At 64.1% G+C, this 26,446-nt stretch carries 24 protein-coding genes; 14 read left to right on the forward strand and 10 right to left on the reverse strand.

The window, feature by feature from the left end:
- Nucleotides 1–48 precede the first annotated feature (48 nt).
- Entirely contained in the window at nucleotides 49–3,558 is a 3,510-nt protein-coding gene (locus AAGS40_RS20480; RefSeq protein WP_345814592.1) for a DEAD/DEAH box helicase, read from the reverse strand.
- Nucleotides 3,559–3,747: 189 nt separating this feature from the next.
- Entirely contained in the window at nucleotides 3,748–4,530 is a 783-nt protein-coding gene (locus tag AAGS40_RS20485; protein ID WP_345814593.1) for a DeoR/GlpR family DNA-binding transcription regulator, read from the reverse strand.
- A 255-nt stretch (nucleotides 4,531–4,785) separates the two neighbouring features.
- Between AAGS40_RS20485 and AAGS40_RS20490 the strand changes: the two genes are divergently transcribed.
- Nucleotides 4,786–7,272, forward strand: a complete 2,487-nt coding sequence (locus AAGS40_RS20490; RefSeq protein WP_345814594.1) for an FAD-dependent oxidoreductase — start codon at nucleotides 4,786–4,788, stop codon at nucleotides 7,270–7,272.
- A gap of 44 nt (nucleotides 7,273–7,316) precedes the next feature.
- On the opposite strand, the gene AAGS40_RS20495 is transcribed toward AAGS40_RS20490, so the two are convergent.
- The 3 genes from AAGS40_RS20495 to AAGS40_RS20505 all read right to left on the reverse strand — a co-directional run bounded on the left by AAGS40_RS20495 (nucleotide 7,317) and on the right by AAGS40_RS20505 (nucleotide 9,385).
- Entirely contained in the window at nucleotides 7,317–7,859 is a 543-nt protein-coding gene (locus tag AAGS40_RS20495) for a cytochrome b (protein WP_345814595.1), read from the reverse strand.
- Nucleotides 7,856–8,932, reverse strand: coding sequence for a catalase family peroxidase (locus AAGS40_RS20500; RefSeq protein ID WP_345814596.1), 1,077 nt, complete (start codon nucleotides 8,930–8,932; stop codon nucleotides 7,856–7,858). The genes AAGS40_RS20495 and AAGS40_RS20500 overlap by 4 nt, the downstream gene beginning before the upstream one ends.
- Before the next feature lie 147 nt (nucleotides 8,933–9,079).
- Nucleotides 9,080–9,385 carry a DUF4148 domain-containing protein gene (locus AAGS40_RS20505; protein WP_345814597.1) on the reverse strand — a complete coding sequence of 102 codons (306 nt, stop codon included), beginning with the start codon at nucleotides 9,383–9,385 and terminating at the stop codon, nucleotides 9,080–9,082.
- A 267-nt stretch (nucleotides 9,386–9,652) separates the two neighbouring features.
- Here AAGS40_RS20505 and AAGS40_RS20510 point away from each other — a divergent pair, with 267 nt between their 5' ends.
- The 3 genes from AAGS40_RS20510 (at nucleotide 9,653) to AAGS40_RS20520 (ending at nucleotide 12,008) form a co-directional block, all read left to right on the forward strand.
- The gene (locus AAGS40_RS20510; protein ID WP_345814598.1) at nucleotides 9,653–10,396 is read left to right on the forward strand and encodes a transcriptional regulator; all 744 of its coding nucleotides are present in this window, start codon (nucleotides 9,653–9,655) and stop codon (nucleotides 10,394–10,396) included.
- Between the two features lie 260 nt (nucleotides 10,397–10,656).
- Entirely contained in the window at nucleotides 10,657–11,175 is a 519-nt protein-coding gene (locus AAGS40_RS20515) for an RNA polymerase sigma factor (RefSeq protein WP_345814599.1), read from the forward strand.
- Complete coding sequence (locus AAGS40_RS20520; protein WP_345814600.1) at nucleotides 11,172–12,008, forward strand: anti-sigma factor; 837 nt, start codon at nucleotides 11,172–11,174, stop codon at nucleotides 12,006–12,008. The genes AAGS40_RS20515 and AAGS40_RS20520 overlap by 4 nt, the downstream gene beginning before the upstream one ends.
- Nucleotides 12,009–12,143: 135 nt before the next feature.
- On the opposite strand, the gene ribA is transcribed toward AAGS40_RS20520, so the two are convergent.
- The gene (ribA, locus tag AAGS40_RS20525) at nucleotides 12,144–12,794 is read right to left on the reverse strand and encodes a GTP cyclohydrolase II (RefSeq protein WP_345816528.1); all 651 of its coding nucleotides are present in this window, start codon (nucleotides 12,792–12,794) and stop codon (nucleotides 12,144–12,146) included.
- Nucleotides 12,795–13,068: 274 nt separating this feature from the next.
- Here ribA and AAGS40_RS20530 point away from each other — a divergent pair, with 274 nt between their 5' ends.
- Nucleotides 13,069–13,515: a CBS domain-containing protein gene (locus AAGS40_RS20530; RefSeq protein ID WP_345814601.1), complete on the forward strand. Its 447-nt coding sequence runs from the start codon at nucleotides 13,069–13,071 to the stop codon at nucleotides 13,513–13,515.
- A gap of 347 nt (nucleotides 13,516–13,862) precedes the next feature.
- Here AAGS40_RS20530 and AAGS40_RS20535 read toward each other — a convergent pair whose 3' ends face one another.
- Together AAGS40_RS20535 and AAGS40_RS20540 are read right to left on the reverse strand one after the other, a co-directional pair.
- Entirely contained in the window at nucleotides 13,863–14,213 is a 351-nt protein-coding gene (locus AAGS40_RS20535) for a DUF4148 domain-containing protein (protein WP_345814602.1), read from the reverse strand.
- Between the two features lie 223 nt (nucleotides 14,214–14,436).
- The gene (locus tag AAGS40_RS20540; protein ID WP_345814603.1) at nucleotides 14,437–15,054 is read right to left on the reverse strand and encodes a DNA-3-methyladenine glycosylase; all 618 of its coding nucleotides are present in this window, start codon (nucleotides 15,052–15,054) and stop codon (nucleotides 14,437–14,439) included.
- A gap of 348 nt (nucleotides 15,055–15,402) precedes the next feature.
- On the opposite strand from AAGS40_RS20540, the gene AAGS40_RS20545 reads away from it, so the two are divergent.
- Together AAGS40_RS20545 and AAGS40_RS20550 are read left to right on the forward strand one after the other, a co-directional pair.
- A complete protein-coding gene (locus AAGS40_RS20545) occupies nucleotides 15,403–15,759 on the forward strand; it encodes a BON domain-containing protein (protein WP_345814604.1) in 357 nt (118 codons plus the stop codon).
- A gap of 295 nt (nucleotides 15,760–16,054) precedes the next feature.
- A complete protein-coding gene (locus tag AAGS40_RS20550; protein WP_345814605.1) occupies nucleotides 16,055–17,137 on the forward strand; it encodes an ionic transporter y4hA in 1,083 nt (360 codons plus the stop codon).
- 55 nt (nucleotides 17,138–17,192) lie between these two features.
- Here the strand turns inward: AAGS40_RS20550 and AAGS40_RS20555 are convergent, their stop codons facing one another.
- A complete protein-coding gene (locus AAGS40_RS20555) occupies nucleotides 17,193–18,086 on the reverse strand; it encodes a LysR substrate-binding domain-containing protein (protein WP_345814606.1) in 894 nt (297 codons plus the stop codon).
- Between the two features lie 531 nt (nucleotides 18,087–18,617).
- Between AAGS40_RS20555 and AAGS40_RS20560 the strand changes: the two genes are divergently transcribed.
- The 7 genes from AAGS40_RS20560 to AAGS40_RS20590 all read left to right on the forward strand — a co-directional run bounded on the left by AAGS40_RS20560 (nucleotide 18,618) and on the right by AAGS40_RS20590 (nucleotide 25,072).
- Nucleotides 18,618–19,712 (forward strand): extracellular solute-binding protein, encoded by a 1,095-nt coding sequence (locus tag AAGS40_RS20560; RefSeq protein ID WP_345814607.1) that lies wholly within the window; start codon nucleotides 18,618–18,620, stop codon nucleotides 19,710–19,712.
- Nucleotides 19,709–20,704, forward strand: coding sequence for an ABC transporter permease (locus AAGS40_RS20565; RefSeq protein WP_345814608.1), 996 nt, complete (start codon nucleotides 19,709–19,711; stop codon nucleotides 20,702–20,704). The genes AAGS40_RS20560 and AAGS40_RS20565 overlap by 4 nt, the downstream gene beginning before the upstream one ends.
- Entirely contained in the window at nucleotides 20,701–21,585 is an 885-nt protein-coding gene (locus AAGS40_RS20570; RefSeq protein ID WP_345814609.1) for an ABC transporter permease, read from the forward strand. Before AAGS40_RS20565 ends, AAGS40_RS20570 begins: the two co-directional genes overlap by 4 nt.
- Nucleotides 21,586–21,644: 59 nt before the next feature.
- Nucleotides 21,645–22,739, forward strand: coding sequence for an ABC transporter ATP-binding protein (locus tag AAGS40_RS20575; protein WP_345814610.1), 1,095 nt, complete (start codon nucleotides 21,645–21,647; stop codon nucleotides 22,737–22,739).
- 41 nt (nucleotides 22,740–22,780) lie between these two features.
- Nucleotides 22,781–23,599 (forward strand): transporter substrate-binding domain-containing protein, encoded by an 819-nt coding sequence (locus AAGS40_RS20580; protein WP_345814611.1) that lies wholly within the window; start codon nucleotides 22,781–22,783, stop codon nucleotides 23,597–23,599.
- 67 nt (nucleotides 23,600–23,666) lie between these two features.
- Nucleotides 23,667–24,413 (forward strand): amino acid ABC transporter permease, encoded by a 747-nt coding sequence (locus AAGS40_RS20585; RefSeq protein ID WP_345814612.1) that lies wholly within the window; start codon nucleotides 23,667–23,669, stop codon nucleotides 24,411–24,413.
- Nucleotides 24,414–24,415: 2 nt separating this feature from the next.
- Nucleotides 24,416–25,072 carry an amino acid ABC transporter permease gene (locus AAGS40_RS20590; RefSeq protein ID WP_345814613.1) on the forward strand — a complete coding sequence of 219 codons (657 nt, stop codon included), beginning with the start codon at nucleotides 24,416–24,418 and terminating at the stop codon, nucleotides 25,070–25,072.
- Between the two features lie 93 nt (nucleotides 25,073–25,165).
- On the opposite strand, the gene AAGS40_RS20595 is transcribed toward AAGS40_RS20590, so the two are convergent.
- Nucleotides 25,166–26,446: a cytochrome c gene (locus tag AAGS40_RS20595; protein WP_345814614.1), complete on the reverse strand. Its 1,281-nt coding sequence runs from the start codon at nucleotides 26,444–26,446 to the stop codon at nucleotides 25,166–25,168.

Consider the following 26,446-nt stretch of genomic DNA (forward strand, 5'->3'; position numbering starts at 1 on the left):
ATAAATTGCCACTCGTTCCGCTCGTGCGGACACCGCTGACGATGCACGTCAGCGACCGCCTTCGATTTCCGGCATCGGCGCGAAGAGCGCCTCGATATCGTCGTCAGAAAACTTGGCCGCGCCGGCGACATCTTCGGAAAGAATGCTGTCCGCAAGCCCGGCCTTCTGCTCCTGCAGCTCGACTATTTTTTCTTCGATGCTGCCCGCCGCGATCAGCTTGTAGACGAACACCGGCTTGTCCTGACCCAGCCGATGCGCGCGGTCAGTCGCCTGATTTTCGGCGGCGGGATTCCACCACGGATCGTAGTGGATCACGGTGTCGGCGGCAGTCAGATTCAGGCCGACGCCGCCCGCCTTCAGGCTGATCAGGAATAGCGGCACCTCGCCCTGCTGGAAACGTTCGACCGGCGTCACACGATCCGCCGTGTCGCCGGTCAGGATCACATACGGAATCGCAGCATCCTGGAGCGCCTCGGCGATCAGCGCCAACATGCCGGTGAACTGCGAAAACAGCAGTACGCGACGACCTTCTTCGATCAGCTCGGGCAGCATCGAAAGCAGCAGATCGAGCTTGGCCGAGCGCATGGCGCGCGCGCCCTTCTCCGGCTTGTCGACCTTCTCCGGCGTCAGCGGCACATCCCGCGTCGCGGCGATGCCGGATGCGCGATCGGTTCCGGCCGCCACGCCTGCGGCGTTGATCGTTCTGACGAGGCGCGGGTCGCAGCACACCTGACGCAGCTTCAGCAATGCATCGAGCACGATGATATGACTGCGCGCGAGGCCCTGCGCGCTGACCGCGGCCCGCACCTTTTCCTGCATCGCCGTCCGCACGGTTTCGTAGAGATCGCGCTGCGCGCCTTCCAGATCGACCGAGCATACGATGGTTGTCTTGGCCGGCAACTCTTTCGCGACCTCGTCCTTGCGACGCCGCAGCATGAACGGACGGATGCGGCGCGCGAGCAACGCACGCCGCACGTTATCGCCGTTTTTTTCGATCGGATTGCGCCAGCGCCTCGTAAAGTCCTTCTGGCTGCCGAGAAAACCCGGCAGCAGAAAATCGAATTGCGACCACAACTCGCCGAGATGGTTTTCCAGCGGCGTGCCCGTCAGACATAACCGATGCCGCGCGCGCAGACCGCGAATGGCCTGTGCCGCTTTGGTGGTCGCGTTCTTGACGTACTGCGCCTCGTCCAGAATCAGCAGGTGGTAGTCATGCCCGGCAAGCACTTTCTGGTCTCGCCACAGCAGCGCGTACGTGGTGAGGATCAGCTCATGCGCGCCGATCTGCTCGAAACGCTCCTTGCGCTGCGGGCCGTTGAGCACCAGCACTTTCAGATCGGGCGCGAAGCGCCGCGCTTCCTCGCGCCAGTTATGCACGAGCGTGGTGGGCACGACGATCAGCGCGGGACGCGTGAGCCGTCCGGCCTCTTTTTCAGCGAGGATGTGCGCGAGCGTCTGCACGGTCTTGCCGAGACCCATGTCGTCGGCCAGTACGCCCGCCAGATCCTGCTCGCGCAGGAACTGCATCCAGTTGAGACCTTGATGCTGATAGGCCCGCAACTCCGCTTTCAGCCCGCGCGGCAGCGGCACTTCGCGCAAGCCGGGCCCGGCTTGCAGGCGCTGCGCCAGTTGCCGGATCGACGCTTCGCCGCTAAATTGCCAGCGGCCCGTGCTGTTCAGCGCTTCGAGCCGTCCCGCGTCGACGGACGCCACGCGCAGCGGCGCACCCTCCGCGAGCGACGCGCCCAGCGCGTCGAACAGATCGACCAGCACCCGGACCACCGGCTTGAGCCGGTCGGCGCGCAAGCGCAGACGCTTGTTTTCTTCGGTCTTGAGCTCGATAGGTTCGTCGTCGCGGATCGATTCGAGCGCGCCGCTCAGCCAGCGACGGTCACGCCGGAACAGATCGGCGAGAAGCGGCTCGAGCCGCACATTGCGCTCGCCGATCTGAATACCCATTTCCAGGTCGAACCAGCCGTCGCCGGACTGATGCGCGGTGCCGTCGATCGCGTCGATTTCGATGATGTTGTAGCGGAACTCCGGCGCCATCGTCACGCGCCAGCCTTTGCCGACGAGTTCCGGCACGGCCTCGTTGACGAACGCCGACCACGCGTCCGAATCCGGCAATCCGAGCATCGTATCGGGCAACAGGCGCGACGCGTACAGCCGGCTTGTCGGGACTTTCTGCAGGCCCGTCTTGCGCAGTTCCAGGAGGCGCTTCTTTTCGGCTTCGTAACGGCGCCGGATGTGGATCACGTCGCCGCCCGGCATGGGCACCAGGGTCACGCTGCTGTCCACGTTGATGCTGACGCCGTCGTAATCGAAGCTCACGCCCGCGAGTTCGACCGTTGCGTTATCGCGCATGCCCGCCCTGCTCGCCGACGAAGGCAGCGCGTGACTGTTCAGCGTGAGCACCGGCACCGGCTCGACATCGATCACGCGGATCGCGGACGCGTCGTGGGTGGGCGGCAGCGGCAGGCCGGGTGCGATCTCGCGCAGCACGGAGGCGACCAGCGGCGCTTCGGCAAGCGAGATTGGCGGCATGGCCAGGTAGTCGGGCAGTTGCTGGAACGGCAGCGACGATTGCACGATGCCGGCCTCGTTCGCTACGCCGTCCACATACCAGACCGGTTCGGTGGGCAGGACCATGCTCGCGCGCGGCTCGGTGCAAAGCACGGGGCGCAGCCGCTCATCGGCGAGCGGCTCCCATTCGATGCGGCCAGGCCGGTCCGCGCCGCGCGACAGCGGCGCCGGCCCGGCGTCGCCCGGCTGCTGACGGAAGTCGCTGAACAGGCGGCCGGTGGCGATCAGTTTTTGCAGCATCTCGGCGCCGCTCGCGCCGCGCAGGATGAACTGACCGAAATCTTCTCGCGAGCGGCCGAGCCACAGCCCGCGAAGAATCGACAGGTCTTCGTCGGACACGAATCTGGGCTGCTTGACGAGCGCGGCTTCGACGTTGCCCCACGGTTCATCCACGGCGAAGATTGCGCCTTCCGGATTGCAGCGCGCCCGGTACAGCACGACCTCGTGGCGCATGTGGAAATCGGACCAGTTGAGCCGGTAGGCGAGCGTCTGCGTGCGCGCGGCGCCGGTTTTCTGCGCATCGGCGTCCGCGGCCTCGGCTCGCGCACGAAAACGCTCCAGCCAGCTCACCAGCTCCGGGCGCACGCCGGAGGCGGCCCCGGGCTGTTGCGCCGGACTCTCTCCCGCCGGATAGTCCGGATCATCGCGCACGACCGCGTCGCTCTCCGTCTCGACGTGCGTGATATGGTCCATTTCGTCGTGATAGTCGAGCTCGGCGAGCAGCAGCGCGGCCACGTGCTTGCAGTTGCGGCCGACCGGGCAGGAGCAGTCGCTTTGCGCCCACGGCGTTGCGCCATCGGTGCGGAAACGCACGCGCGTTTTGTACGGCACGGGCTGCGTGCCCTGCACATCGCCGCTCAGCGTCGTGCCGTGCCATTTCATTTGAGTGACCGGGCCGACCATGCGCGCCTTCGCGACGGTGTGGTCCCCGAGCCATTCAACAATTCTTTCCCGGTCAAAGAAAACTGACGACATCAGGATCCATCCCCATTCGAGCCTGCGAAGGCGGCCGCGCACGGGCGAAACTGGTGCGGACGGCGCGTCATGCGTGACGCGCGCCTGCCGGCAGCTTTCCCCGCGGCATCGATTGCCTGTGACAACCGGCCATTTTACGCGTTGCGCGGGATTGGCTGCGGGCGGGGAGCGGCAGGCACGTCAAGACGGTCAAGCGACGCGTGCGTGCGCCGTCCGGGCCACCGCGACGTCCAGTCCGGCGGCCGCGAACACTTGCGCGAGCGCCGGCGCGGGCGGCTCGTCGGTGACGAGCAGATTGACGGCCCCTGCCTCGAACGCATGCACCAGCGCGCTGTGACCGAATTTCGCATGATCGGCGGCAACCACGCGCTGCTCGGCCTGAGCGAACGCCGCGAGTGAAAACGCAACGTCGGCGGGAAGTGCGTCCATGAAACGGCCTTGCAGATCGATCGCGGTGACCGAGACGATTGCGTAGCGCACGTGAAACTGGCGCAAAAACGCGAGCGCAGTTTCGCCGACGGCCGCGCAATCGTCCGCGCGCAGCTCGCCACCGGCAACGAGAACGCGGTTCCCATTGCGCGGCGCGAGCACGCGCGCGACTTCAATCGAATTCGTGACGACGGTGAGCCGCGATCGGGCCGCCAGCGCCTGCGCGACATGCACACAGGTAGTGCCGCCTTCGAGAATCAGCGAATCGCCGTCGCGCACCAGTTCGGCGACGCGCGCGCCGATTGCCTGCTTGCCTGGGCGGCTCACCTCCATGCGGCGCTGGAACGGCGGCTCGTCGAGCCGCTCGGGGAGCATCACGCCGCCGTGGACCTTGATTAGCAGGCCATCCGCGATCAAAGGCTTGATGTTGCGCCGGATGGTTTCGTCGGACACGTCGAAGTGGCTCGCCAGATCCGTGATCGCGCAGGTGCGCCGATCGCGCACGAGCTTGAGGATTTCGGTCTGCCGTTCGGTGGAAAACATAGGGTGACGTCGAGTGGAGGCGTTCAGGAGTTTAACAAATACCACGAAACAAGTCGTCTATTACCACATACTCCAAAGCACTCCCACAATTTGCGCGCAGTGTTTTTAGACACCGTTTGGGCCTTGGCATGCGTACAAAAACAGCCGGACGTGACTGTTTGATGACGCACTAGGAATTCAAGCTTTAAAATCTACCGTTGCATTTTGTGTTATTTTTCGGCACTCTAACCCCACCTAATCCACGCATTTCCACATATGCCCACATCCATTCCTGCTCATACGCGCGTCGTTATCGTCGGCGGCGGCATTATTGGCTGCTCGGTTGCGTATCACCTGACCAGGCTCGGCTGGACCGATGTCGTGCTGCTCGAACAAGGGCAACTGTCGTGCGGCACAACCTGGCACGCCGCGGGGCTCGTGGGCCAGTTGCGCGCGCAGGAAAGCATGACGAAGCTGATCCGCTATTCCACCGCGCTGTATGCGGAACTCGAAGCCGACACGGGCCTCGCGACCGGCTGGAAAGCATGCGGCTCGCTTTCCGTCGCTCGCACCGCCGAACGCATGACGCAACTAAAGCGCACCGCGGCTGTCGCCCGCGCGTACGGTGTGGCGTGTGACGTGATCAGTCCGCGTGAAGCCGGCGACCTGTGGCCTGTGATGCGCACCGACGATCTGCTCGGCGCGGTCTGGCTGCCAGGCGACGGCAAAGCCAATCCCACCGACCTCACCCAGGCGCTCGCGCGGGGCGCGCGCCAACGCGGCGCGCGCGTGTTCGAAAACACACGGGTGAGCGCCATTCATACCCGCACCGCGCGCGACGGCCGGGGTCGCGAAGTCAGCGGTCTCGCCTGGCGCAACAAGGACGGCGACGAAGGCACGCTCGAAGCGGAGATCGTCGTGAACTGCGCGGGACAGTGGGCCAAGGCGGTAGGCCGCCTGTGCGGCGTGACCGTGCCACTGCATTCGGCCGAGCACTACTACATCGTCACCGAGCGGATCGCCGGCGTGCATCCCGATCTGCCCGTCATGCGCGATCCGGACGGCTTCATCTATTTCAAGGAAGAAGTGGGCGGCCTCGTCATGGGCGGTTTCGAACCGGACGCGAAACCGTGGGGCATGAACGGCATTCCCGATAATTTCGAATTCCAGTTGCTTCCCGACGACTGGGATCAGTTCGAGATCCTGATGAAAAATGCACTTCAGCGCGTGCCCGCGCTCGAAACCGCGCAGGTTCGGCAGTTCTACAACGGCCCCGAATCGTTCACGCCGGACAACAATTTCATGCTCGGCGAGGCGCCCGAACTGTGGCGCTTTTTCGTAGGCGCGGGTTTCAATTCGATGGGCATTGCATCGGCGGGCGGTGCAGGGATGGCGCTCGCCGAATGGATCGTCGCGGGCGAGCCGACCATGGACTTGTGGCCGGTCGACATTCGCCGCTTTGCGCGCTTTAACGGCAACGACACGTGGTTGCATGATCGCGTGAAGGAAACACTCGGCCTGCACTACGCGATGCCGTGGCCGAATCGCGAACTGGACAGCGCCCGCCCGTTCCGCCGCTCGCCGCTTTATGCGTTGCTGCGCGAGAACGGCGCGTGCTTCGGCAGCAAGATGGGCTGGGAGCGCGCCAACTTTTTCGCGCCCACGTCAGCACAGGCGAAGATCGACTATGCGTTTGGTCAGCAGAACTGGCTGCCTTGGAGCGGCGCGGAACACCGCGCGTGCCGCGAAGGTGTGGCGCTGTTCGACATGACGTCGTTTTCCAAATTCCTCGTGAAAGGACGCGACGCGCAAGCGGTGCTGCAACGGATCGTCACCAATGACGTGGCGGTGCCGCCCGGCACCGCGGTGTACACGGGCATGCTCAACGAACGCGGCGGGTACGAATCGGACTTCACGCTCACGCGTATTGCCGACGATCAGTATCTGCTCGTCACCGGCAGCGCGCAGACCACGCGCGACTTCGACATGATCGAGCGCGCCATTCCTGCGGACAGCCATTGCGTACTCGTCGACGTAACCGGTCAGTATGCGGTGCTCGCTGTGATGGGACCGCGTTCGCGTGAGTTGCTGCAAAGCGTGTCGAAGGCCGACTGGAGCAATGCGGGCTTTCCGTTCGGCCAGAGCCGCGAGGTGGACCTGGGCTATGCGACGGTGCGCGCCACCCGCCTGACGTACGTCGGCGAACTTGGATGGGAGCTGTACGTGCCGGTCGAATTCGCAGTCGGCGTCTATGAAACGCTGCATGAAGCAGGCAAAGCATTCGGCCTCGTGAACGCGGGCTACTACGCGATCGACTCCTTGCGGATCGAAAAGGGTTATCGCGCGTGGGGCCGCGAACTGACGCCCGATACGAATCCGTTCGAAGCGGGTTTGTCGTTCGCGTGCAAACTCGACCAGGACATACCGTTTCGCGGCCGCGACGCGCTCATCCGGCTACGCGACGAACCGCTGCGCCGGCGCATGGTCGTGCTGACCATCGACGGCGCCGCCGAGCGCATGCTCTGGGGCGGCGAAGCGATTCTCCGCGACGGCGAGCCCGTCGGCTCCGTCAGTTCGGCAGCATTCGGACACACGCTCGGTTGCCCGGTCGCGATGGGCTACGTGAGCCATCCCAACGGCGCGGCCGACGCCGCCTATCTCGGCGCCGGACGGTATGCGGTCGATGTCGCCGGTGAATTACTGCCAGCCAGTGTGCATCTGAAGGCGCCGTATGATCCGCGGTCCGAGCGGGTAAAAGGCTGAGGTGCCGAAGGTTTGAATATCTGGTGGTTGACGCGCCAACAACCTCACCCACGTTCGCCCCGCGCCATGCTTCCAAACACGCCGTCGCGCCGGATCAACCCATGAAACAGCGCGGCGGCGAGATGCAGCAGTACGGTCGCGAACAACGCCAACGCGAGCCACGTGTGCAAAGCGCGCAACGCCGCAAACAGTTCGACGTTGTGCGGCGCAATCGGCGGCAGATGCACTGGACCGTAGAGCGTGACCGGATAACCTGCGGCCGAAAGCATCGCCCAGCCGATCAACGGCATGGCGGCCATCAGCGCATACAGCACGACGTGCGACGCCTGAGCGGCGGCACGCTGCAGCGTAGGCATATCGCGTGGCAACGGCGGGCTGCCGCGCTTGACACGCACACTTGCCCGCAGCACGACCAGCAGCAGCAACGCGATGCCAAGCGGCCGATGAATCGCAATCAGCGTGTCATGCGCACGTGAAACCGTCGACACCATGCCCACACCGATAAACAACATCGCGATGATCAGTGGCGCCATCACCCAATGCAACAGCCTTGCGAGTGGACTGAAGTGAGATTGCGTGCGCGTCATGAATGGTCTTCCCTGGTTCGCGTGAAGGTTGGCGTTGGCGTATGCGTCGGTGGCTGTGTCCCGGCTTGGGTTTGCGTATCGTGGATCGCCGGATGCAGCGCCTCCTCGCGCGTGCGTCGCTGATACGACAGCGCGTAAGCTGCGGAGCGCGCGGCGAGCAGCGGGTCGTCCGAGGGTTCGATGCCTGCCGGCAAAATGGTCGGATCGAAATTGACGTCGCGGCACGTGCCGTTTTCCTGCGACGCCGTCCGTTCGAGCACGAGGGTGCCCGCGTCGATCTGCTGACGATCGGCCGGCCACTGCAACGTCGCGTCATCGGTTGGGTCGCCGGGTTGGGCGACCGTCAGGATCAGATGCCAGCGCAGCGGAGCACTCTGCAGACGCTCGTCGAGATCGGCTTGCAGGAAGTTCTTTTCGGCTTTCTGCGCGTCCGTGATTGGTGTGTAGACCGCGTCGGGCACCATTGCCCAGCGCACGGCGCGTGTCGTGCCGGCACTGTCGGTGAAGCGAAACGCGTTGATGCTGTAATACGCCGCGTTAGCGAGGCTCGATGACGGCGGATGGGCCTTCACCCACGCCTGGAACGGTTGCGTTTCCGGGTTCGTCGCGTAGAAAGCCTTGAGTCTCGCGGGGTCGGGCTTGCCCGTCGCGGGATCGGGCGTTGCAGCAAGCAACTGCCGATAGAACTGCTCGGGTGTGTGCACGGCAAAGACGGGCGTCGAATTCATGCCGGTGCGCCATTGCTCGCCGTCCTGCAACTGGAACAGCAACGCGAGGCTTCGCACGGGCGAGCTTGTATCGGGTGCGGACGGGTTGCCGCCTGGCACCGCGAAGCGCCCTGTCACCGGCGTGCGGCCCGGCGCAAACACGGCGGCATGCGAGAGCACGGCGCCGTCACCGTTGCTGTCGAAATAGCCCTCAACGCACAGGCCTTTTGCATGATTGCGCCGGAAACCGGGATGCGGCTTGCCGGCCACGGTTTCGAACGTATCGACGATACGCGGCGCGCTCAACCTCGCCGGCGTGAGCCACCCGGCGGTGAACGCAAAGCCGCCCGCGAGCACGGCAACCACAGCTCCGATAGCAGCGAGACGACATGGTACGCAGACGGCATCAGCCTTTGGAACGGGTGCTGGTGTCACAAAAACTCCATTGAAAGGGATGCGCTGATCAACAGCGAACACGCGATGGCGCAATCCGTGGCGCGACAGTTTCGTCCGTTATCCGGCACGCTGCGCCCTTCGCCGTGACGAATCGCAGTCAATTCGTAGTCCCGACCATTGCGCACGGTTGGCAAAACGGCTTGCGGCCGCCTCCGTGGCTAACGCCTGCTTGTGCTGCTGGACCTGTTGCGCGAATACCGGGCTGACGTCGGGATAAGATGCGTCCGTGACATAGTTCAGGCCATTCTGTTGCGCTTCGATCAGTTCCTGATAGACCTCGGCGCGCGTCTTGCCTTGAGCGAATGCGCTCGACGAAGCGGCGGCAATGACGACGGACAAGGCAATGAAAGCGGTCTTCTTCATGATCAACTCCAGAGAGTGTTGGTGCGGGCTTGCATGAAGGAGAACCACCGCTTGCACGCTTTTATTCCTCGGCACGAAGCGAGGAAAAAACAAATTTCACGGCGGGAATAAACGGACGCAAAAAGCGGTTTGCTCGCGGCCATCCAGCACGACTGCGCCTGTACGCCCGTGCCTGAAAATAACCGGGAATAAAGCCGCGCCTGCAGGTGTTCGCCTCACGATAGCCGACACTCACCGTCACTTGACGAACGCGATTAACATCACACCATGACTTCCTCCGACGCCCCGTCCGACTCGCCGCTTTCCGAAGCCGACATCCAGGCCTACGCCGACGGTACGCTGACGCCGGAGCGCACCGCGTTTCTGCGCGACTACCTCGGCAAAGATCCGGCGGAAGCCCGCCGCGTGGCGTTCTACGGACGACTGAACGCGCAGATCCAGCAGGCTTTCCAGGCGAGCGACGAACCGCTCGACACCGCGCACCGCTCTGCCGCACCCCGCCGCGCGGGCGCGAGCCGCCATACGCTCGCGCCGCGCAGCAGCCGGTTCGTGCGCATGCTGATCGTGCTCGTCCTGTCGCTCGTGACGTTAAGCGGCTGGCTCGCCGCGACTCAGGTCTCCAGGCAGGCGTTGAACAATGCGGCGGTCATGGCGCTGGCGGAATCGGCCACCCGCCAGTTTTCTGCCGCCTCGCCCACGCGGATGGACCCGTCCGCGCCGGATCTGTCGACCATCGGCCTGCGCCTGATCGATCAGCGCGTGCTCGCGCTCGGCCCGTTCCAGCGCGCCCGCGAATACGTCTATCTGAACGGCGACAATCTGCCGGTGGTGGTGCTGTCGTCGCTTGCGCCGCTGGCGCCCGCCCAGCCGCAATGGTCCGCGCGACGCATCGGCGAAATCCGGCTGCTGACGTGGACCGCGCAACAGCAGCGCTTCGTCGTGGCGGGCGACGCCCACACGCACGGCCTGATGCGCGCCGCCGATGCCATGACCATCGCGCATCAGGAATGAGAGATGTCGCCCGACGCAGGCCGCCGTTTGAGCGGCGGCAGTGCATCCGACCGCGCCTGGCCGTTGCCTGACCGCGCCTGGCCGTTGCCTGACCGCGCCTGAGCGCGCCTTGCCGTTGCCTGACGGGCGCCTCTGGCGCCGCTCGTGCATTTGCTGCGGAATAAAATGCACCGATGCGTGTTCGCCGTGTAGTGCGTATGGCGGCCCGCTCGCCCGCAGCCAACCCCGTCTCTGAACGGCGGGCCTAACCGGGATGAAAAATGGACGTTCGTAACGAGCTGATGGAGCATGTACCGCGCTTGCGGCGCTATGCCCGCGCGCTCATCAACAATCGCGATCTCGCCGATGACCTGGTGCAGGACACCCTCGAACGCGCGCTTGGCCGCACCGAAATGTTCCAGCAAGGCACCGATCTGCGCGCGTGGCTTTTCACGATCATGCATAACGTGTTCGCCAATCAGGCGCGCAAGGCGTCGTCACGGGCGATCCACGTGGCTGTCGACGACGAAAGCGTGCCGGAGAGCGAATTCGCCGTGCCGTCCGACCAGACGCGCTCGCTGGAAATGCGTGATCTCGATTACGCGCTGCAGCGCCTGCCGACGGACCAGCGCGAGGTGGTGCTGCTCGTCGGTCTCGAGGAAATGAGTTATGCCGATGTAGCGCTCGCGCTTAACATTCCGATCGGCACGGTCATGTCGCGGCTTTCACGCGGACGCGAGCGGCTTCGGGCATTGATGGCGGGCGCGCAGCCCGGTGCAAAATTACAGGTGGTGCGATGAGCGATCAACAACACATGCCGGTCAGCGAAGAAGATCTGCACGCTTATGTGGACGGCACGCTGTCCGACGAGCGCCGTGCAGTGGTGGAAGACGCACTCGAACATCACCCGGAACTGGCCGCGCGCGTCAGCGATTATTTTTCGCTGAACAACCTCTTTCACGAGCGCTACGACCGCGTGCTGAGCGAGCCCGTGCCCCAGCGGCTGCAACCTGCTGCGCCGCGTCGCTGGCGTATTGCCGCCAACTGGCCGCAATTCGCCGGGATGGCCGCGGCACTCGTGCTCGGCGTGGGCATTGGCGTGGGAACGCATATGGGGCAGGACGTCGTCGCGCCGGTGAGTGGCCATGCCGACTCCACCGCGCAGACGCGGCCGGTGAGCGCCGACAGTTCCGAGATGTTCGCGCATCGGGCCGCGGTGGCGCACGTGGTCTACATGCCCGCGATCGACCGTCCGTCGGAGATGAACGCGGATCACGAGCAGGATTTCGTGCAATGGCTGTCGAACCGGCTGGGGACGAATGTGCATCCGCCGATCCTGTCGAAGAGCGGTTTTGCGCTGTCGGGTGGCCGCTTGTTGCCCGGCACCGATGGACCCACCGCGCAGTTCATGTATCGCGGCCCGAACGGCGAGCGCGTGACGTTGTGCATTTCGCGGCGCAATGTGAATTCGAACACCACCGCGTTCAAGCTCTACCAGGACGGCCCGGTCAACGTGTTTTACTGGGTCGACGGGGATTTTGGTTATGCGGTGTCAGGCGGGATCGATCGCAAGCAGTTGTTGCAACTCTCGCACGACGTGTATGCGCAGTTGACGCAGGCGGCACCGGGGTGATGCGGGCGGGGTATGACGGCCCGCGTGAGGGACGTTGGAGCCAGGCGGCAGGAAGGCCGCCACCTGCTTCAGCGCGCCACCACCTGCCGCACACTGTGAAAGGCCGCTGGCGGCTTTATACCAGGCGCGCCACGCTCATTCATTCTCATCAAAATAATGCCCGAACTTCAACTGCTTGGTTCGGATATAGCGCTCGTTTTCTTCGCGCATCGGAATAGCCAGCGCCACACGCTCGCATACCGGGATGCCATGTTTGGACAGCGTGTCGAATTTCTCGGGATTATTACTCATCAACCGGACGGACGTGACCTTCAGCGTGCGCAAAATCCCGGCGGCCGAGTCGTATTCGCGTGAATCGTCGGGCAGGCCCAAGTCCAGGTTGGCCTCGACGGTATCGCGGCCCTGCTCCTGCAACGCGTACGCGCGGATCTTGTTCGAAAGGCCAATGCCCCGCCCTTCGTGACCGCGCAGATACAGCAGTACGCCGCAGCCTTCGGCCGCGATGTAGCGCAGCGCGAGGTCGAGCTGCTCGCCGCAATCGCAACGATACGAGCCGAGCACGTCGCCGGTCAGGCATTCCGAGTGCAGTCGCGTGAGGACGGACGACTGGTTGGCAACGTCGCCCATCACCAGCGCGAGATGCTCGGCGCCGCTTTCGACCACGCGAAACACGTAGGAGGTGAACGTGCCGTAGCGCGTGGGCAGCGTGGCGGTCGCGTCGAGAACGACGCATTCGCCCTTGTTTTCGCCGTCAGTTGCTTGCGACGGATCGTGAGACGTGAGCATGGCTTTGGACAGTGGTGCTGACATGAACCCGATCGAACCGGGGATGAGGTACGGACTGCGAGTTTACCGCTAATCGGCGTGGCGTATGCGGATGCCCCTGCACATCCTGAACATCAGCGGTTCGCGCGGTTTTCTGCCCCGGCGCAAACGCGGCGGCACATAGGCATAGGTATTCCCCGAGTCCCGTGGCGGCGTGGCGCGCCTATACTGAAATAGCCTGTACTCATGACAGCGCGCCAGCTTGGCGTGCTGCACTGCGAAACGGAGCCGCTCCATGACCAGCGTTGCCCAGCTTCTTAAAACGAAACCGAATAACACACCAGTCTTTACCGTTTCCGATAACGATTCCGTCTACGACGCGATCAAACTGATGGCGGAAAAAGGCATCGGCGCACTGGTCGTGACAAACGCCAGCGGCATCGTGGGGATCGTCACCGAGCGCGACTATGCCCGCAAGGTCGTGCTGATGGACCGCTCGTCCAAAGCAACGCCCGTGCGCGACATCATGAGCACGGCAGTGCGTTTCGTGCGTCCGGATCAGACCACCGAGGACTGCATGGCGCTGATGACCGAGCGCCGGATGCGCCACCTTCCGGTGATCGAGAACGACAAACTGATCGGTATGGTGTCGATCGGCGACCTCGTGAAAAACATCATCGCCGAACAGCAGTTCGTGATTCAGCAACTCGAGTCGTACATTCACGGCGGCGAGCAGCCTTAAAGGCGGCCGACCCGCGTCGACGACCCAACGCGCTGCGGCGTCGGGCGCAAAAAAAGCCCAATCCTCGAAAAGGTTGGGCGAAGCTACCTTGCGGCAGCGGAGGTTTCTGAATGAGTGAGCCGCAGCGAAACGGTATGCGCGGCGAATAAGTTCGAGCGGTGCGCAGTTAAAAAGTACTACGTTCGCCGCTACCAGAAACAGTAAGAATGGGGTGACGTGCGCCGGTTCAGCCGGATGTCGCACGTCGAAGTCTGGTGACAGACAATTATTCCCAGATCGGCGAGTCGCGGCAGTCGGCAGGTCATCCCGCAGGGCCGCGCGCCGATTGCCAAGCTGGAAATCCGAGCTTAGTTACCAAAATAAATCGACTTCGGGCCGCTTGCCGGCTGCAAGACGCCGCCCGACGCTGACGTGCCGCTCATGACGCCGCCGTAGCCGCTCGTATCGGCAGTAGGCTCCTGCATTTTCGCCTGGGCGATAGCCGGGTTGTCCGCAGATACACGATGCTCAGCGGCTTGAACATCCGACGGGTAGGTCGGGTCGTTGCTGGTAGCCGGGTTGTAACCTGCCTGTTCCATCTGGATCAGATCACTGCGCACTTGCGCGCGGGTCACCGGTTGCTGATCGGCCTGCGCGAACGATGCAACAGGTGCGGCGAGAACGGCTGCAATAGCGACTGCCTTGATGAGCGATTTCATGGCGACTACCTCCATAACTGGTTTTTTTGGGCTCTGCCTGCCACGCTGCGTGGGAAGCGAGTAAGTCCAGTCTAGTCAGCGGACCTTCGAGGGAAAACCCCTATTTGCGAGATAAATAATTGTTGAAAGCGCAACAAAAGCGCGCTATTTACCTCATGATGCGGAATGCGTGAGATATTTTCCGTAATAATTGTCGGAATCGTAACGCTTTGTGTCAGATGTTTCAAAAACTCTCAAGCAACTTCCGCGGCCCGCTGACAAATGCGCTGTCCGGCATGAAGAACCGCAACGGCCGGTCGGTCTCGCGCGAAAGTCCAATGCGTGTCGTGACGCCAACGGGCATGGGCGCTGTTTCGATCGCGCCAATCCACAACCCTTGCCCCGCGCACAGATCGCGGCCGTCAAACGATTGGCCGATGCCGAGTGCCATCGTCAGCCGGCCGGGTCCGCGCGCCAGATCACGCAAGCCTACGCCGGGCCGGCGCGCTTCCATGAGCGGCAGACCTTCCAGCGGCTCGATCGCGCGAAACAGGATTCCGGCGCCGACATCGACCGCTTCCGCCGACATGTTGAGCATGTACGACAGTCCATACGTCAGCCGGACATAAGCATGGCCTCGCGCGAGATACATCGAGCCGTTATGAGGACGACGTCCTTTGAACGCATGGCTTGCCGCGTCGCCGGGCGGATACGCCTCCGTTTCGACGACACGTCCACTCGTGCGACCATCCGGCGTGTCGTGCACCAGGTATTTACCGATCATGAAGCGCGCCAGTTCGACGGTATCTACTGGCAAATCGTCACGTGAAAGCGGCACAATGGCTAGCGCGGGAGTGGGCATGAACGGAACGGTGACAGGGTTGCAGAGGACGGCCGGACAAGCGGAACATCGCCATCGGCCAGCTTTGATCGGCCTCTTCGTTGTACCAAAGCCTCATTTCAAGGCAGCGCCGCGTTTAACATGGCACTAATTGGAGTATCGTGTGTTTCCGGCCTGCAGCACAGCCCTGGCCGGCCGCATGTGCCAGTCAGCTCTGACAGACCCGCATCCGGACACCTCGCTTTTGCATCACCGCAATTGCAGTACGCGCAGCAACGTTCCATTCAGATCCGATCCCGAATTACCCGCAGGTGCAGTACCACGTCCCCGCCCGGGGAAGATGTGTCCATGACAACAGGAGAAAGTTGAATGAAAGCATTTCCGGCAATCAAGATGATCGGCGGCGCGCTGATCGTTCTGGCGTCCCTCAATGCGTATGCGCAAAGCAGCGACGCGATGGCCACCACGGCCGCGCCGTCGGCATCGAACAGCAAGGCGGACAAGGCTGCAAACCGCGCACTGGGTCGTAAGGTGCGTAGCGCGCTTTCGAAAACCAAGGGGCTGAGCGTCGCCAACATCACGGTGCGCGCGCGCGGCGGTGCAGTGACGCTGGCTGGCACGGTGCCGGAGCAACAGCAGATCGATCTGGCTACGCAGGCGGCGCAAGGCGTCGCTGGCGTGACGTCGGTGAAAAATGCGCTGACGATCCGTCCGGTCGGCCAGTAAGCCGTCTCATGGGCATCGTGATTTGAACCAGGCGCGCCGTCTTTCTGCAAGGCGGCGCGCCCTGCCCGGACCTCGGCCCTGCGCTGAAGAAACCAACGTCCGGCGGTTTTCATGCCCCGGCTTTCTCGTATCACCTGGCGCTGATTTCTGGAGCGCTCAACAAATCGATTCTTGCGTCAGCCTCACCGCCTGCATGGCGGCGCGCGACGCAACTCGACGCGACGCTTAACGGCGCAATCGCGCAGTCGCTCAGCGGCGCAACGCGCCGTACAACAAGCCGAATCAGGAAGCCCGAATGTCCCTGCCCGCGACCGTCTTGCCCCGCTGGACCATCGCCGCGCCATTCGTTGCGTGGATCGTGCTGGGCGCGGCTTACGCACTGCCGGGCAACGGCCTGCTGCTGACCCTGGTCGGCGTGGCGCTGTGCGCAGCCGTTTTCACCGCCGTTCACCATGCCGAAGTCGTCGCGCATCGCGTCGGCGAACCGTTCGGCACGCTGGTGCTCGCTATCGCGGTCACGGTGATCGAAGTCGCGCTGATCGTGTCCGTCATGCTCACGTCCGGCCCGGAAAAGGCCGGTCTTGCCCGCGACACCGTTTTCGCCGCCGTGATGATCGTCTGCAACGGAATCGTCGGCATCTGCCTGCTGGTCGGCGGCATCCGGCATCGCGAACAGGATTTTCAGATTCGCGGCGCCGCTGCGGCGCTCGCTGTGCTGGCGTCGCTCTCCGTGCTGACCATGGTGATGCCGAACTACACCACGACCAGCGTCGGGCCGGTCCTGTCGCCGTCGCAACTCGCGTTCGCGGGCGTTTCGTCGCTGGTGCTGTATGGCGTGTTCGTATTCGTGCAGACGGTGCGCCACCGTGACTATTTTCTCGCCGACGCGTCCGACGCGGACGTCCACGCGGTGCCCCCCACGTCCGCTGTCGCGCTGACTGCGGGTGCTCTGCTCGTGGTGTGTCTCGTCGCCGTGGTGCTGCTCGCGAAAGTGCTCTCGCCGGTCGTCGAAACCGCCGTGAAGAATGCGGGCGCGCCGGCTGCGGTGGTGGGTATCGTGATTGCCGCACTGGTGTTGCTGCCCGAAGGGCTGGCCGCGGTGCGCGCGGCGCGCGCCGACCGTTTGCAGACCAGCCTGAATCTCGCGCTCGGTTCGGCGCTCGCCAGCATCGGGCTGACCATTCCGACCGTGGCCGGCGTTTTCCTGTGGACCGGCCAGCCGCTCGTGCTGGGCATCGACGGCAAGGAAACCGTGTTGCTGATCTTGACGCTACTCGTGGGCACGCTGACGCTGAGTACCGGACGCACTACGATTCTTCAGGGCGCGGTGCACCTGTCGCTGTTCGCGGCGTATCTTTTTCTTTCGTTCGCGCCCTGAGCCGGCCTGCTCGTCAGGTGCCCAGACGGCCACCGGCAAGGCAGCGCGCGTTGCCCTAATGCTCCCAATTCGCCGCAATCCAGTCGCGAAAAAGATTGAGTTTCTGCTGATGCGCGACCGAATCCGGATAAACGAAGTAATAGCGCCAGCCAGTTTTCAACACCGTATCGAATGGACGCACGAGGCGCCTCGCCGCCACGTCCTCGTCGATCAATGCGAGATCGCTGATCGCGACGCCGAAACCCTGCAACGCGGCGTTGGTGGCCATGTCGAGCGTGTCGAAACTCGGGCCGTGCCCGGCGTCGATCGTCTGCGCGCCTTCGGCGTCTGTTTCGCCGATCTTCGCGAGCCACATTTTCCAGTCGCGATGATCGCGTGTGGGATGCAGCAGCGTATGCCGCGCGAGGTCGCCGATCCGCGCGAGCGGTTTGTCCTTTAGCAGATCGGGCGCGCACACCGGCGTCAGACGCTCCTCGAATAGCGGCACCGCCTGCACGTCCGCGCCCGGCGACGACCCGTAAATGATCGCCGCGTCGAACGGTTCGAGCTGGAAGTCCACGTCGTGCTGCCAGGTGGTCGTGATCTGCACGTGCAGGTCCGGATACTCGGACTGAAAGCGCATGATTTTCGGCAGCATCCAGCGCATCACGCAGGTCGGCACCTTCAGCGCGAGATCGGTGCGCTGCCGCGTGAGCCGCAGCGAAATCTCCTCGATGCGCGCAAAGCTCTCCTTGACGGCCGGCAGCAGCAATTCGCCTTCGGCGGTGAGCGTGAGCCCTTTCGCGTGACGCTTGAAGAGCGGAAACTTGTAGTAATCCTCGAGCGCGATGATCTGGCGGCTCACCGCACCTTGCGTCAGGCACAGGTGATCGGCGGCGCGCGTGAAGCTGCGGTGCCGCGCGACCGTTTCAAAAATCTGCAGCGCGTTAAGCGGCGGGAGACGTCGCATGAGCGTGGTCGGATGGGTCTGTCAGGGATCAGGAAAATTCATTGCGGTGGCATTCGGCCCACACGGTCGATTGCCCGCGAAGCCTCCAGCATACGTTGATTACGGGCCAGGACAAAAATCGCCGACTCGATCGACACATGCACGCCGCTCATGATGACCATGCGGTCGTGCAATGTCCTGCGTGACGGGCGCAGAGACAGCAGACGCTCCCGCCGCCGTCCCGCCGAAACCCGGCTTTCCTCATACCTCGCCTCGCCCGACCCGAACGCAGCATTCGTGGACGATGGTCAGCGGACGTCCTTGCGCAAGCGCTCGCCGCCGATTTCGCCAGGCGGCTCGTCATTGCCGCGCTGTTTGCGGGCGCATGAGATTACGTCATGCTGTCCATGCGCATATTTCGGTTGTTGAGGGATTTTGGCAAACCTAGAGTGCATCACGCGCTGCGCTTCGCGCAGCAGGCCGCGGGTCGGTCAGAGCCAGGCGGACTCACCACGGCACACAGGCAACAGGCGTTCAACACGGGAGACTGCCATGCAGGACATCAAACGGGGTAGAAGGCAGGCCATCAAGACGATCGGCGCGGCGCTCGCGGCGTCCACGTTGCCGATGCCGTTCATCAACGTCAACGCGCAGAAGCACAACTTCTCCGGCAAGACGCTGCGCCTCCTGACCTGGTCGGACGACACCGGCGCGGCCGCATTGCGCAACATCGCCGCGACGTTCACCGCGAAAACCGGCGCCAAAGTGATCGCCGACCGCGCCGACGGTACGTCCGGCATGGTCGCCAAAGTCAAGGCCGCGGGCAATCGCCCGACCTACGACGTGATCACGCTCGCAGGGGTCGGTGCGGCCGGCCTCGGCGACGCCGGCCTGCTGATGAAACCCGACCTCGACAGGCTGCCGAATCTGAAAGACGTCGCGCCACCATACCGCACGGGCGCGAGCGGTTTTGGCGTCGGCTATCTGCTGTGGTCGGACGGGCTGATCTACAACACGTCGACGGTGAAGACGCCGCCCTCGACGTACGAGGCGCTCTGGGACCCGAAGTACGCAGGCCGCCTGTTCCTGCCGCCGCCCGAATGGGCCGAGGCGGTCGATCTCGCGATCATCGCCGCGAAACTGAACGGCGGCTCGCAGCAGAACATCGATCCGGGCTTCAACAAGCTCGCGCAACTGAAAGACCGCGTGATGACGCTCGGCGAAAACCCGAATCAGGTCGCCGATCTGTTCCGTACAGGTTCGCTCGATATCGGCGGCATCTATTCGCCGGCATTCTTCCCGGATCAGATCCGCAAGCCCGAATACAGGATGGGTGTGACATACGGCATGAAGGAAGGCTTCGCGACGCAGCTCATGTTCACCGTGATCCCGAAAGCGCATCCGGGCGACGTCGATCTGATTCACGCGTTCATCAACCATTCGCTCGACGCAGGCGTGCAAGGCCGCATGGCCGCGGACGTGCTGAACGGTCCCGTCAACTCGAAGGCGGTGATTCCCGCCGAAAGCCGCGCGTTCGTGCCGAGCCCGCAGCAGATCGCCGATAAAGCCGTGCTGCACGACGACAAGGCCCTCGCTGTCGTCCAGCCCGCGTGGATCAAGCGGTACACCGAACTCTTCTCGGCATGACCGCGATGCTTGCGCGCTTTTCGCGGCGTGCCGCAGCGCAGGCGCACGAAAGACCGGACGCCGCCGGCGACACGTCGTCCAAAGCGGTGCCGGCGGACGCACACGGCTCGCCAGTTCTGCCCGGCGAAAGCGCGCTGTCGCCGATGCAAAAAGCGCGGCCGTGGCTCCTGCTCGCGCCCATTCTGCTGTTCCTCGCGATTCTCGGTGCGGCCGCGCTGGTCGTGCTGCGCATGAGCTTCGGCACGCAAGGCGACGAGTGGCACGGGTTCACGCTGCGGAACTACGCCGACCTGCTCGACGGCTACTTTATGAAGTCGCTCTGGCTCACGCTCAAGCTCGCGTTCCAGAGCATGATCTGCGCGGTGCTGCTCGCGATTCCCGTCGCATTGGCGATGGCGCGCACGAAATCGCGGCTCGCGCGGCGTCTGCTGCTGGCTGGCGTGCTGTTGCCGCTGCTCGTCAATCTGCTGTTGCAAGGCTACGGCTGGCTCATCATTCTCGGGCCGGCTGGCCTGCTCAATCACGCGCTCGTCGGCAGCGGCCTCGTGCAACGCCCGCTGATGTGGCTGTACCGCGAAAACGGCGTGCTGCTCGGGCTGATCCAGACGGCGTTTCCGCTTGCCGTGCTGCCGCTGTCGAGCGCAATGCGCGCCGTCTCCACCTCATACGAAGAAGCCGCCGCGACGCTCGGTGCGTCGCGCTGGCAAACGCTGCGTCACGTGGTGTTGCCGCTGGCGATGCCCGGGCTCGTCTCCGGCGCGCTGCTGGTGTTCGCGTACAACGCGAGTGCGTTCGCCGTGCCGCTGCTGCTCGGCGGACGCCGCGTGCCCATGCTCGCGGTGCTGGTCCACGATCAGGTCGCGCCGCTGCTGAACTGGCCGGCTGCGTCGGCCTCCGGCGTCGTGCTGATGCTCGCCACGCTGACGGTAATGGGGCTTTCGCAGCGGCTCGTGCGCCGTACGCAACGTCTTGCCGAGGAGCCTCACCCATGAGCACGCCCGCTCAGACCGCGCGCCGGCATGCTCCGCAGCCTCGTTCTCCACGTCTGCGCATGACGCTGCCCGGACAGCTCGGCAAAGCCACCGCGCTGCTCGCCGCGATCGTGCTGTTTCTCGCCGCGCTGCCCATTCTCACGATGATCACGATGTCGTTCAGCGCGGCCGACACGCTCGAATTTCCGCCGCACGCGTACGGGCTGCACTGGTATCGCGCCGCGTGGCACAGCTTCGTGTCGCCCGACGCGAGCGACACGCTCTCGATGGGCGCGGCATTGAGCACGAGCCTGATCGTCGCGCTCTCGACGATGGTGATCGCCACGTTCGTCTCCGTGCCCGCCGCTTACGCGCTCAGCCGTTACCGGTTTCGCGGCAAGCCGCTGGTTGAACAGCTGGTGGCGCTGCCGCTGGTGTACCCGCTCGTGATGCTCGGCCTCTCGCTGCTGCTCGTGTTCAACGTGCTGCCCGTCGAACTCGGCGTATTCCGCCTGATCATTGCGCATGTGATCCTCGCATTGCCGTTCACGGTGAAGAACTGCGCGGCGTCGGTGGCGGCAATCGGTCCGCAGTTCGAGGAAGCCGCCTGCGTAATGGGCGCGAGCCCATTGCGCGCGCTCGTCGACGTGATCCTGCCGCTGATGCGCCCCGGCATTCTCGCCGGCATGCTGTTCGCGTTCATCGTCTCGTTCAACGAATTCACCGTGACGTTTTTCCTCTACGGCATCGATACGATGACGCTGCCGGTCTGGCTGTACAGCCGCACGGTGTCGTCGCTCGATCCGACCGTATTCTGTTTTGCGGTGTTCATCGTCGCGATCGACTTCGCGCTGATCTGGCTGCTCGAAAAGCTGATCGGCGACGAAGGTGTCGCCCTTTGACACGCGGCCGCTTCATGCGAGCCACCCCACCGAATTGACGCGTTTAGCCGGAGCTTTCGATGACCCATCTCACCTTGCAGGCCGTCACCCGCCGTTTCCACGCGACCTATGCCGTGGACAGCGTCGATCTGAACGTGCCCGACGGCAAGCTGGTGTGCTTTCTCGGACCGTCCGGCTGCGGCAAGACCACGTTGCTGCGCATGATCGCCGGACTCGAAACGCCGAGTTCGGGCAGCATCCAGTTCGCCGGCCGCGACATCACGCGATTGCCCGCGAACCAGCGCGACTTCGGCATGGTGTTCCAGTCGCTCGCGCTGTTTCCGCATATGACGGTCGCGCAGAACATCGCGTATCCGCTGAAGCTGCGCAAGATCGGCAAAGAACAGCAGACGCGGCGGGTTGCCGAGCTGCTGGAGCTGATCCAGCTGCCGAACATGGCGAACCGGCCTGTCACGCAACTTTCCGGCGGCCAGCGCCAGCGCGTGGCGATTGCCCGCGCGATCGCATCGCAACCCAGGCTGCTGCTGCTCGACGAACCGCTCTCCGCGCTCGATGCCAAGCTGCGCGAAGCGATGCAGGTGGAGATCCGCCTGCTGCAGCAGCGCCTCGGCATTACGACGATCATGGTCACGCACGACCAGCGCGAAGCCATGACGATGGCCGACGAAATCGTGGTCATGGAAAAAGGCCGCATCGCGCAGGTCGGCAAGCCGCTCGACATTTATCGCGATCCGGTAAGCGAGTTCGTCGCCGACTTCATCGGCTTCGGCAATATCCTGCCGGTCACGTACGACGGCGCGGGCGGCGTGCATTTGCCGGGTGGCCGGCGTATCGCGCTTGCGCAATCGGCGCGCGTGCCGGATTCGACGAATGACATCCGCCTGCTGATCCGTCCGGAAGACGTATGCGTCAGGACCGCCGACACCCGGACCGACGACGCCGACGCTCGCGGCAACCGCCTGCGAGGCACGGTCGCGTTTATTCGCGACGTGGGCGCGTCGCTCGAAGCGACGATCGACTGCGCGGGCTTCACGCTGACCGCCGCGACCACGCCTCGCGAAACGCCGGGGCTTGCGCTCGGCATGACCGTGCTCGCGGAGTTGCCGCCGCACGCGTGCAAGCTGATCGCGGCGCGCACGGTCACGGCGCACTGAATCACCCACTCCAATACCGACGAACCGACAGAGGAAAGACCATGACTCACTCAGCCCAGCCCCACATCCGCCGCGTGTTTGCCGCGCTGGCCGCCACACTCGCGTTCACCGGCCTCGGCGCGTTGTGCGCGTTTTCTCCGGCGGCGCACGCCGATGCGCTCGACGACATCGCCAGGTCCGGCACGGTACGGATCGGCGTGTTCGAAGACTATCCGCCGTTCGGCTCCATTGGCCCGGACATGAAGCCGATGGGCTACGACATCGACGTCGCGAATCTGATCGGCAAGGCGCTGAACGCGAAGGTGGAACTCGTGCAGGTCACGGGCGACAATCGCATGGCCTTCCTCGCCGACCACAAGGCCGACATGCTGCTCTCGGTGGGCCAGACCCCGGAGCGCGAAAAGGTGATCGATTTCTCGCAGCCCTACGCGCCCTACTACCTGGCCGTGTTCGGCCCGAAAACGCTGCCCGTCAAAAGCGCCGCGGACCTCGCCGGCAAGTCGGTTTCGGTCGCGCGCGGCACGCTGGAAGATCTGAGCGTCACCAAGATCGCGCCGCCCACGGCGACGATCAAGCGTTTTGATGATCCTAACGGCGCAATTTCGGCGTTTCTTTCTGGTCAGGTACAGTTGATGGTGGTCGGCAACGACGTCGGCGCAACCATTCTCGCGCGTCATCCGGCGAATGATCCGGAGCAGAAGTTTTCGCTTTTCAGCTCGCCGGACCACGTCGGTCTGAACAAGAACGAACCGCGCCTGAAGCAGAAGGTCGACGACACGATTGCCAAAGCCCGCAAGGACGGCACGATGAACGCGATCTCGCAGAAATGGTTGCGCGCACCCTTGCCGGCCAACCTCTGAACCTTCACTACGCGCATGGGTGAGCCCCTGCGCGGCGGAGTCCTGATTTCATGATGAGCGCCACGCCATGACCTATGCGTTCGACTTCACCGGCTTCGGCCTCTATGCGGGCATGCTTGCGCGCGGCGCGGCCGTCACGCTCGGGCTGACCGCCGTCTCCACCCTGCTGGGCGGCGTGGTCGGGATAGCCGGCGCGAGTATCGCGGCGGCCGGCCCGAAATGGGCGCGCTGGGTCGTGGCGAGCTACGTGGAACTGATCCGCAACACGCCGTTCATCGTGCAACTGTTCTTCGTATTTTTCGGCCTGCCGAGTCTCGGCATTCATATCGATGAAGTCCAGGCCGCGATTCTTGCGATGACCGTCAATCTCGGCGCTTACGCCATTGAAATCGTGCGTGCGGGCATCGACTCAATTCCGCACGGCCAGGTGCAGGCGGCTCAGGCGCTCGGCCTGCAAGGACGCCAGGTGTTCCGTTTTGTCGTGCTGCCGCAGGCCATTGCCAACGTGTTCCCGGCGCTGCTAAGCCAGGTGCTGATCGTGATGCTCGGCTCGGCGGTGGTGTCGCAAATCTCGGTGCCCGATCTCACTTACGCGGCGAATTTCATCCAGTCGCGCAACTTCCGCTCGTTCGAGAGCTATCTGATTATTACCGTCGCGTATCTCGCGCTTTCCATCATCTTGCGGCAGGTGCTGAACCGGCTCGGGCGGGGTCTGTTCGCGGGCCGCGTCGCGCGCGGCGCCGAAAGCGGGCCGCGCGGTTGGCGCAACCGCCTGATGTGGCGCGGCGCTCGCACCCTGCCGACGGAGCGTTGATCATGGTCGAATTCACGCTGTGGGACATTGCCCGCAATCTGCTGCTCGCCGCCCGCTGGACCGTGCTTCTGTCGCTGATCGCGTTTGTCGGCGGCGGCGTCGTCGGTCTGATCCTGCTTGCCATGCGCGTATCGCCGATCGCGTGGCTGCGACGCGTGGTCGTCGTGTACGTGGAAATTTTCCAGGGCACGCCGCTGCTGATGCAGCTGTTCCTCGCATTCTTCGGGCTGCCGCTGCTCGGCGTGGACGTGTCGCCGTGGGTCGCCGCCACCGTCACGCTGACGCTCTACACCAGCGCCTATCTCGTCGATATCTGGCGCGGCTGCGTCGAGGCCGTGCCGCGCGGCCAGTGGGCGGCGGGTGCGAGTCTGGGCATGACCTTCGGCCAGCAGTTGCGCTATATCGTCTGGCCGCAGGCACGCAGGATCGCGGTCGCGCCCACGGTCGGCTTTCTCGTGCAGGTGGTGAAGAGCACGGCGCTGGCGTCGATCATCGGCTTCACCGAGTTGACCAAGACCGGCACGATGATCACGAACGCGGCGTTCCGCCCATTTCCGATCTACGGCATGGTTGCGATGATCTACTTCGCGATGTGTTTTCCGCTGACCTGGTATGCGCGCGTGCTCGAAAAGCGGCAGAAGGTCGGGCAGCACCGTTGAACATCTGTATGCGGATACAAAAGAGAAGCGGCAACCGCCCGTGAGGCGGTTGCCGCTTTTTTCCGGCACGAGCTATGACGAAGGCACGCGCCGTTACTTCGCCGCCTGGGTCGACTTGCGCAGCTTCGCCACGTCTTCGGCCGAGACCGAAGGCGCGCCGTTGTTCCACCCGCCGCGCACGAAGGTGAGCACGTCGGCGATCTGCTGATCGTTGAGCACCGGCGCGTACTTCGGCATCGGATACGGCGCGGGGATGCCGCCGATCACCAGGTCCTCGGTGCCGTTCAGCGTCACGTTGATCAGTGACGACGGATCTTTCTCCAGCACGTTCGGATTGCCCGACAGCGGCGCCAGCATCGGCGCGAAGCCGCGCCCATCAACGCCGTGACAGTGCATGCAGTACGCCGTATAGACACGCGCGCCGGCATTGTTCGCCGGACGGTTCAGCGACACCTTCGTCGCCTGCGGATCGAACGTGTACGGCGGCGCACCGGTGCCGCCCGCCGCCGGCAACGACTTCAGGTAAGCCGACATGGCCGCGACGTCCGTGTCGCTCATGTTCTGCGTGCTGTTGTTGATCACGCTGGTCATGGAGCCGAACGCCGACGCATGACGGTTCGCACCGGTCTTCAGGAACGCCTGCAGATCCTGGTCGTTCCAGCGGCCGAGACCCACGTTATGCTCGCCCGTCAGGTTCGACGCGAACCAGCCGTCGAGTACGCCGCCCGTCAGGAACGCGCTGCCGGTTTCGTCGAGCGCCTTCTCCTGGAACGCAATACCGCGCGGCGTATGGCATGAACCGCAGTGGCCGAGGCCCTGAATCAGATACGCGCCGCGATTCCATGCCACGTCCTTGCCCGACTTGTCCTGATAGACGCCCTTGTCGAGAAACACCATGTTCCAGAACTTCAACGGCCAGCGCATGTTCAGCGGCCACTTGATGTCCGGCTCGCGGTTGGGTTGCTGCACGGGTGCGACGCCGCTCATGAAATACGCGTAAAGCGCCTTCATGTCGTCGTCGTTGACCTTCGCGTAGGACGGATACGGCATGGCCGGATACAGATTGTGGCCGTCTTTCGCGACGCCTTCGCGCATCGCCCGCGCAAAGTCCGCCTCGCTGTAGCTGCCGATGCCGGTCTGCTGATCCGGTGTGATGTTGGTGGTGTAGATGCGGCCCATCGGCGTGTTCATCGGCAGGCCGCCGGCGAACGGTTTGCCCTTGGGCGCCGTGTGACAGGCGACGCAGTCGCCGAGCTTCGCGACGTAAGCGCCGCGCTGCACGAGCGCCTGGTCGGCGGCATGGGCGGGCACCTGGGCGGCGAACGGCAAGACCGCGCACAGCGCCGCAGCGAGACCCTTCAGTGTAGTTTTCAT

Source organism: Paraburkholderia sp. PREW-6R (genome assembly GCF_039621805.1).
Taxonomy (GTDB): domain Bacteria; phylum Pseudomonadota; class Gammaproteobacteria; order Burkholderiales; family Burkholderiaceae; genus Paraburkholderia.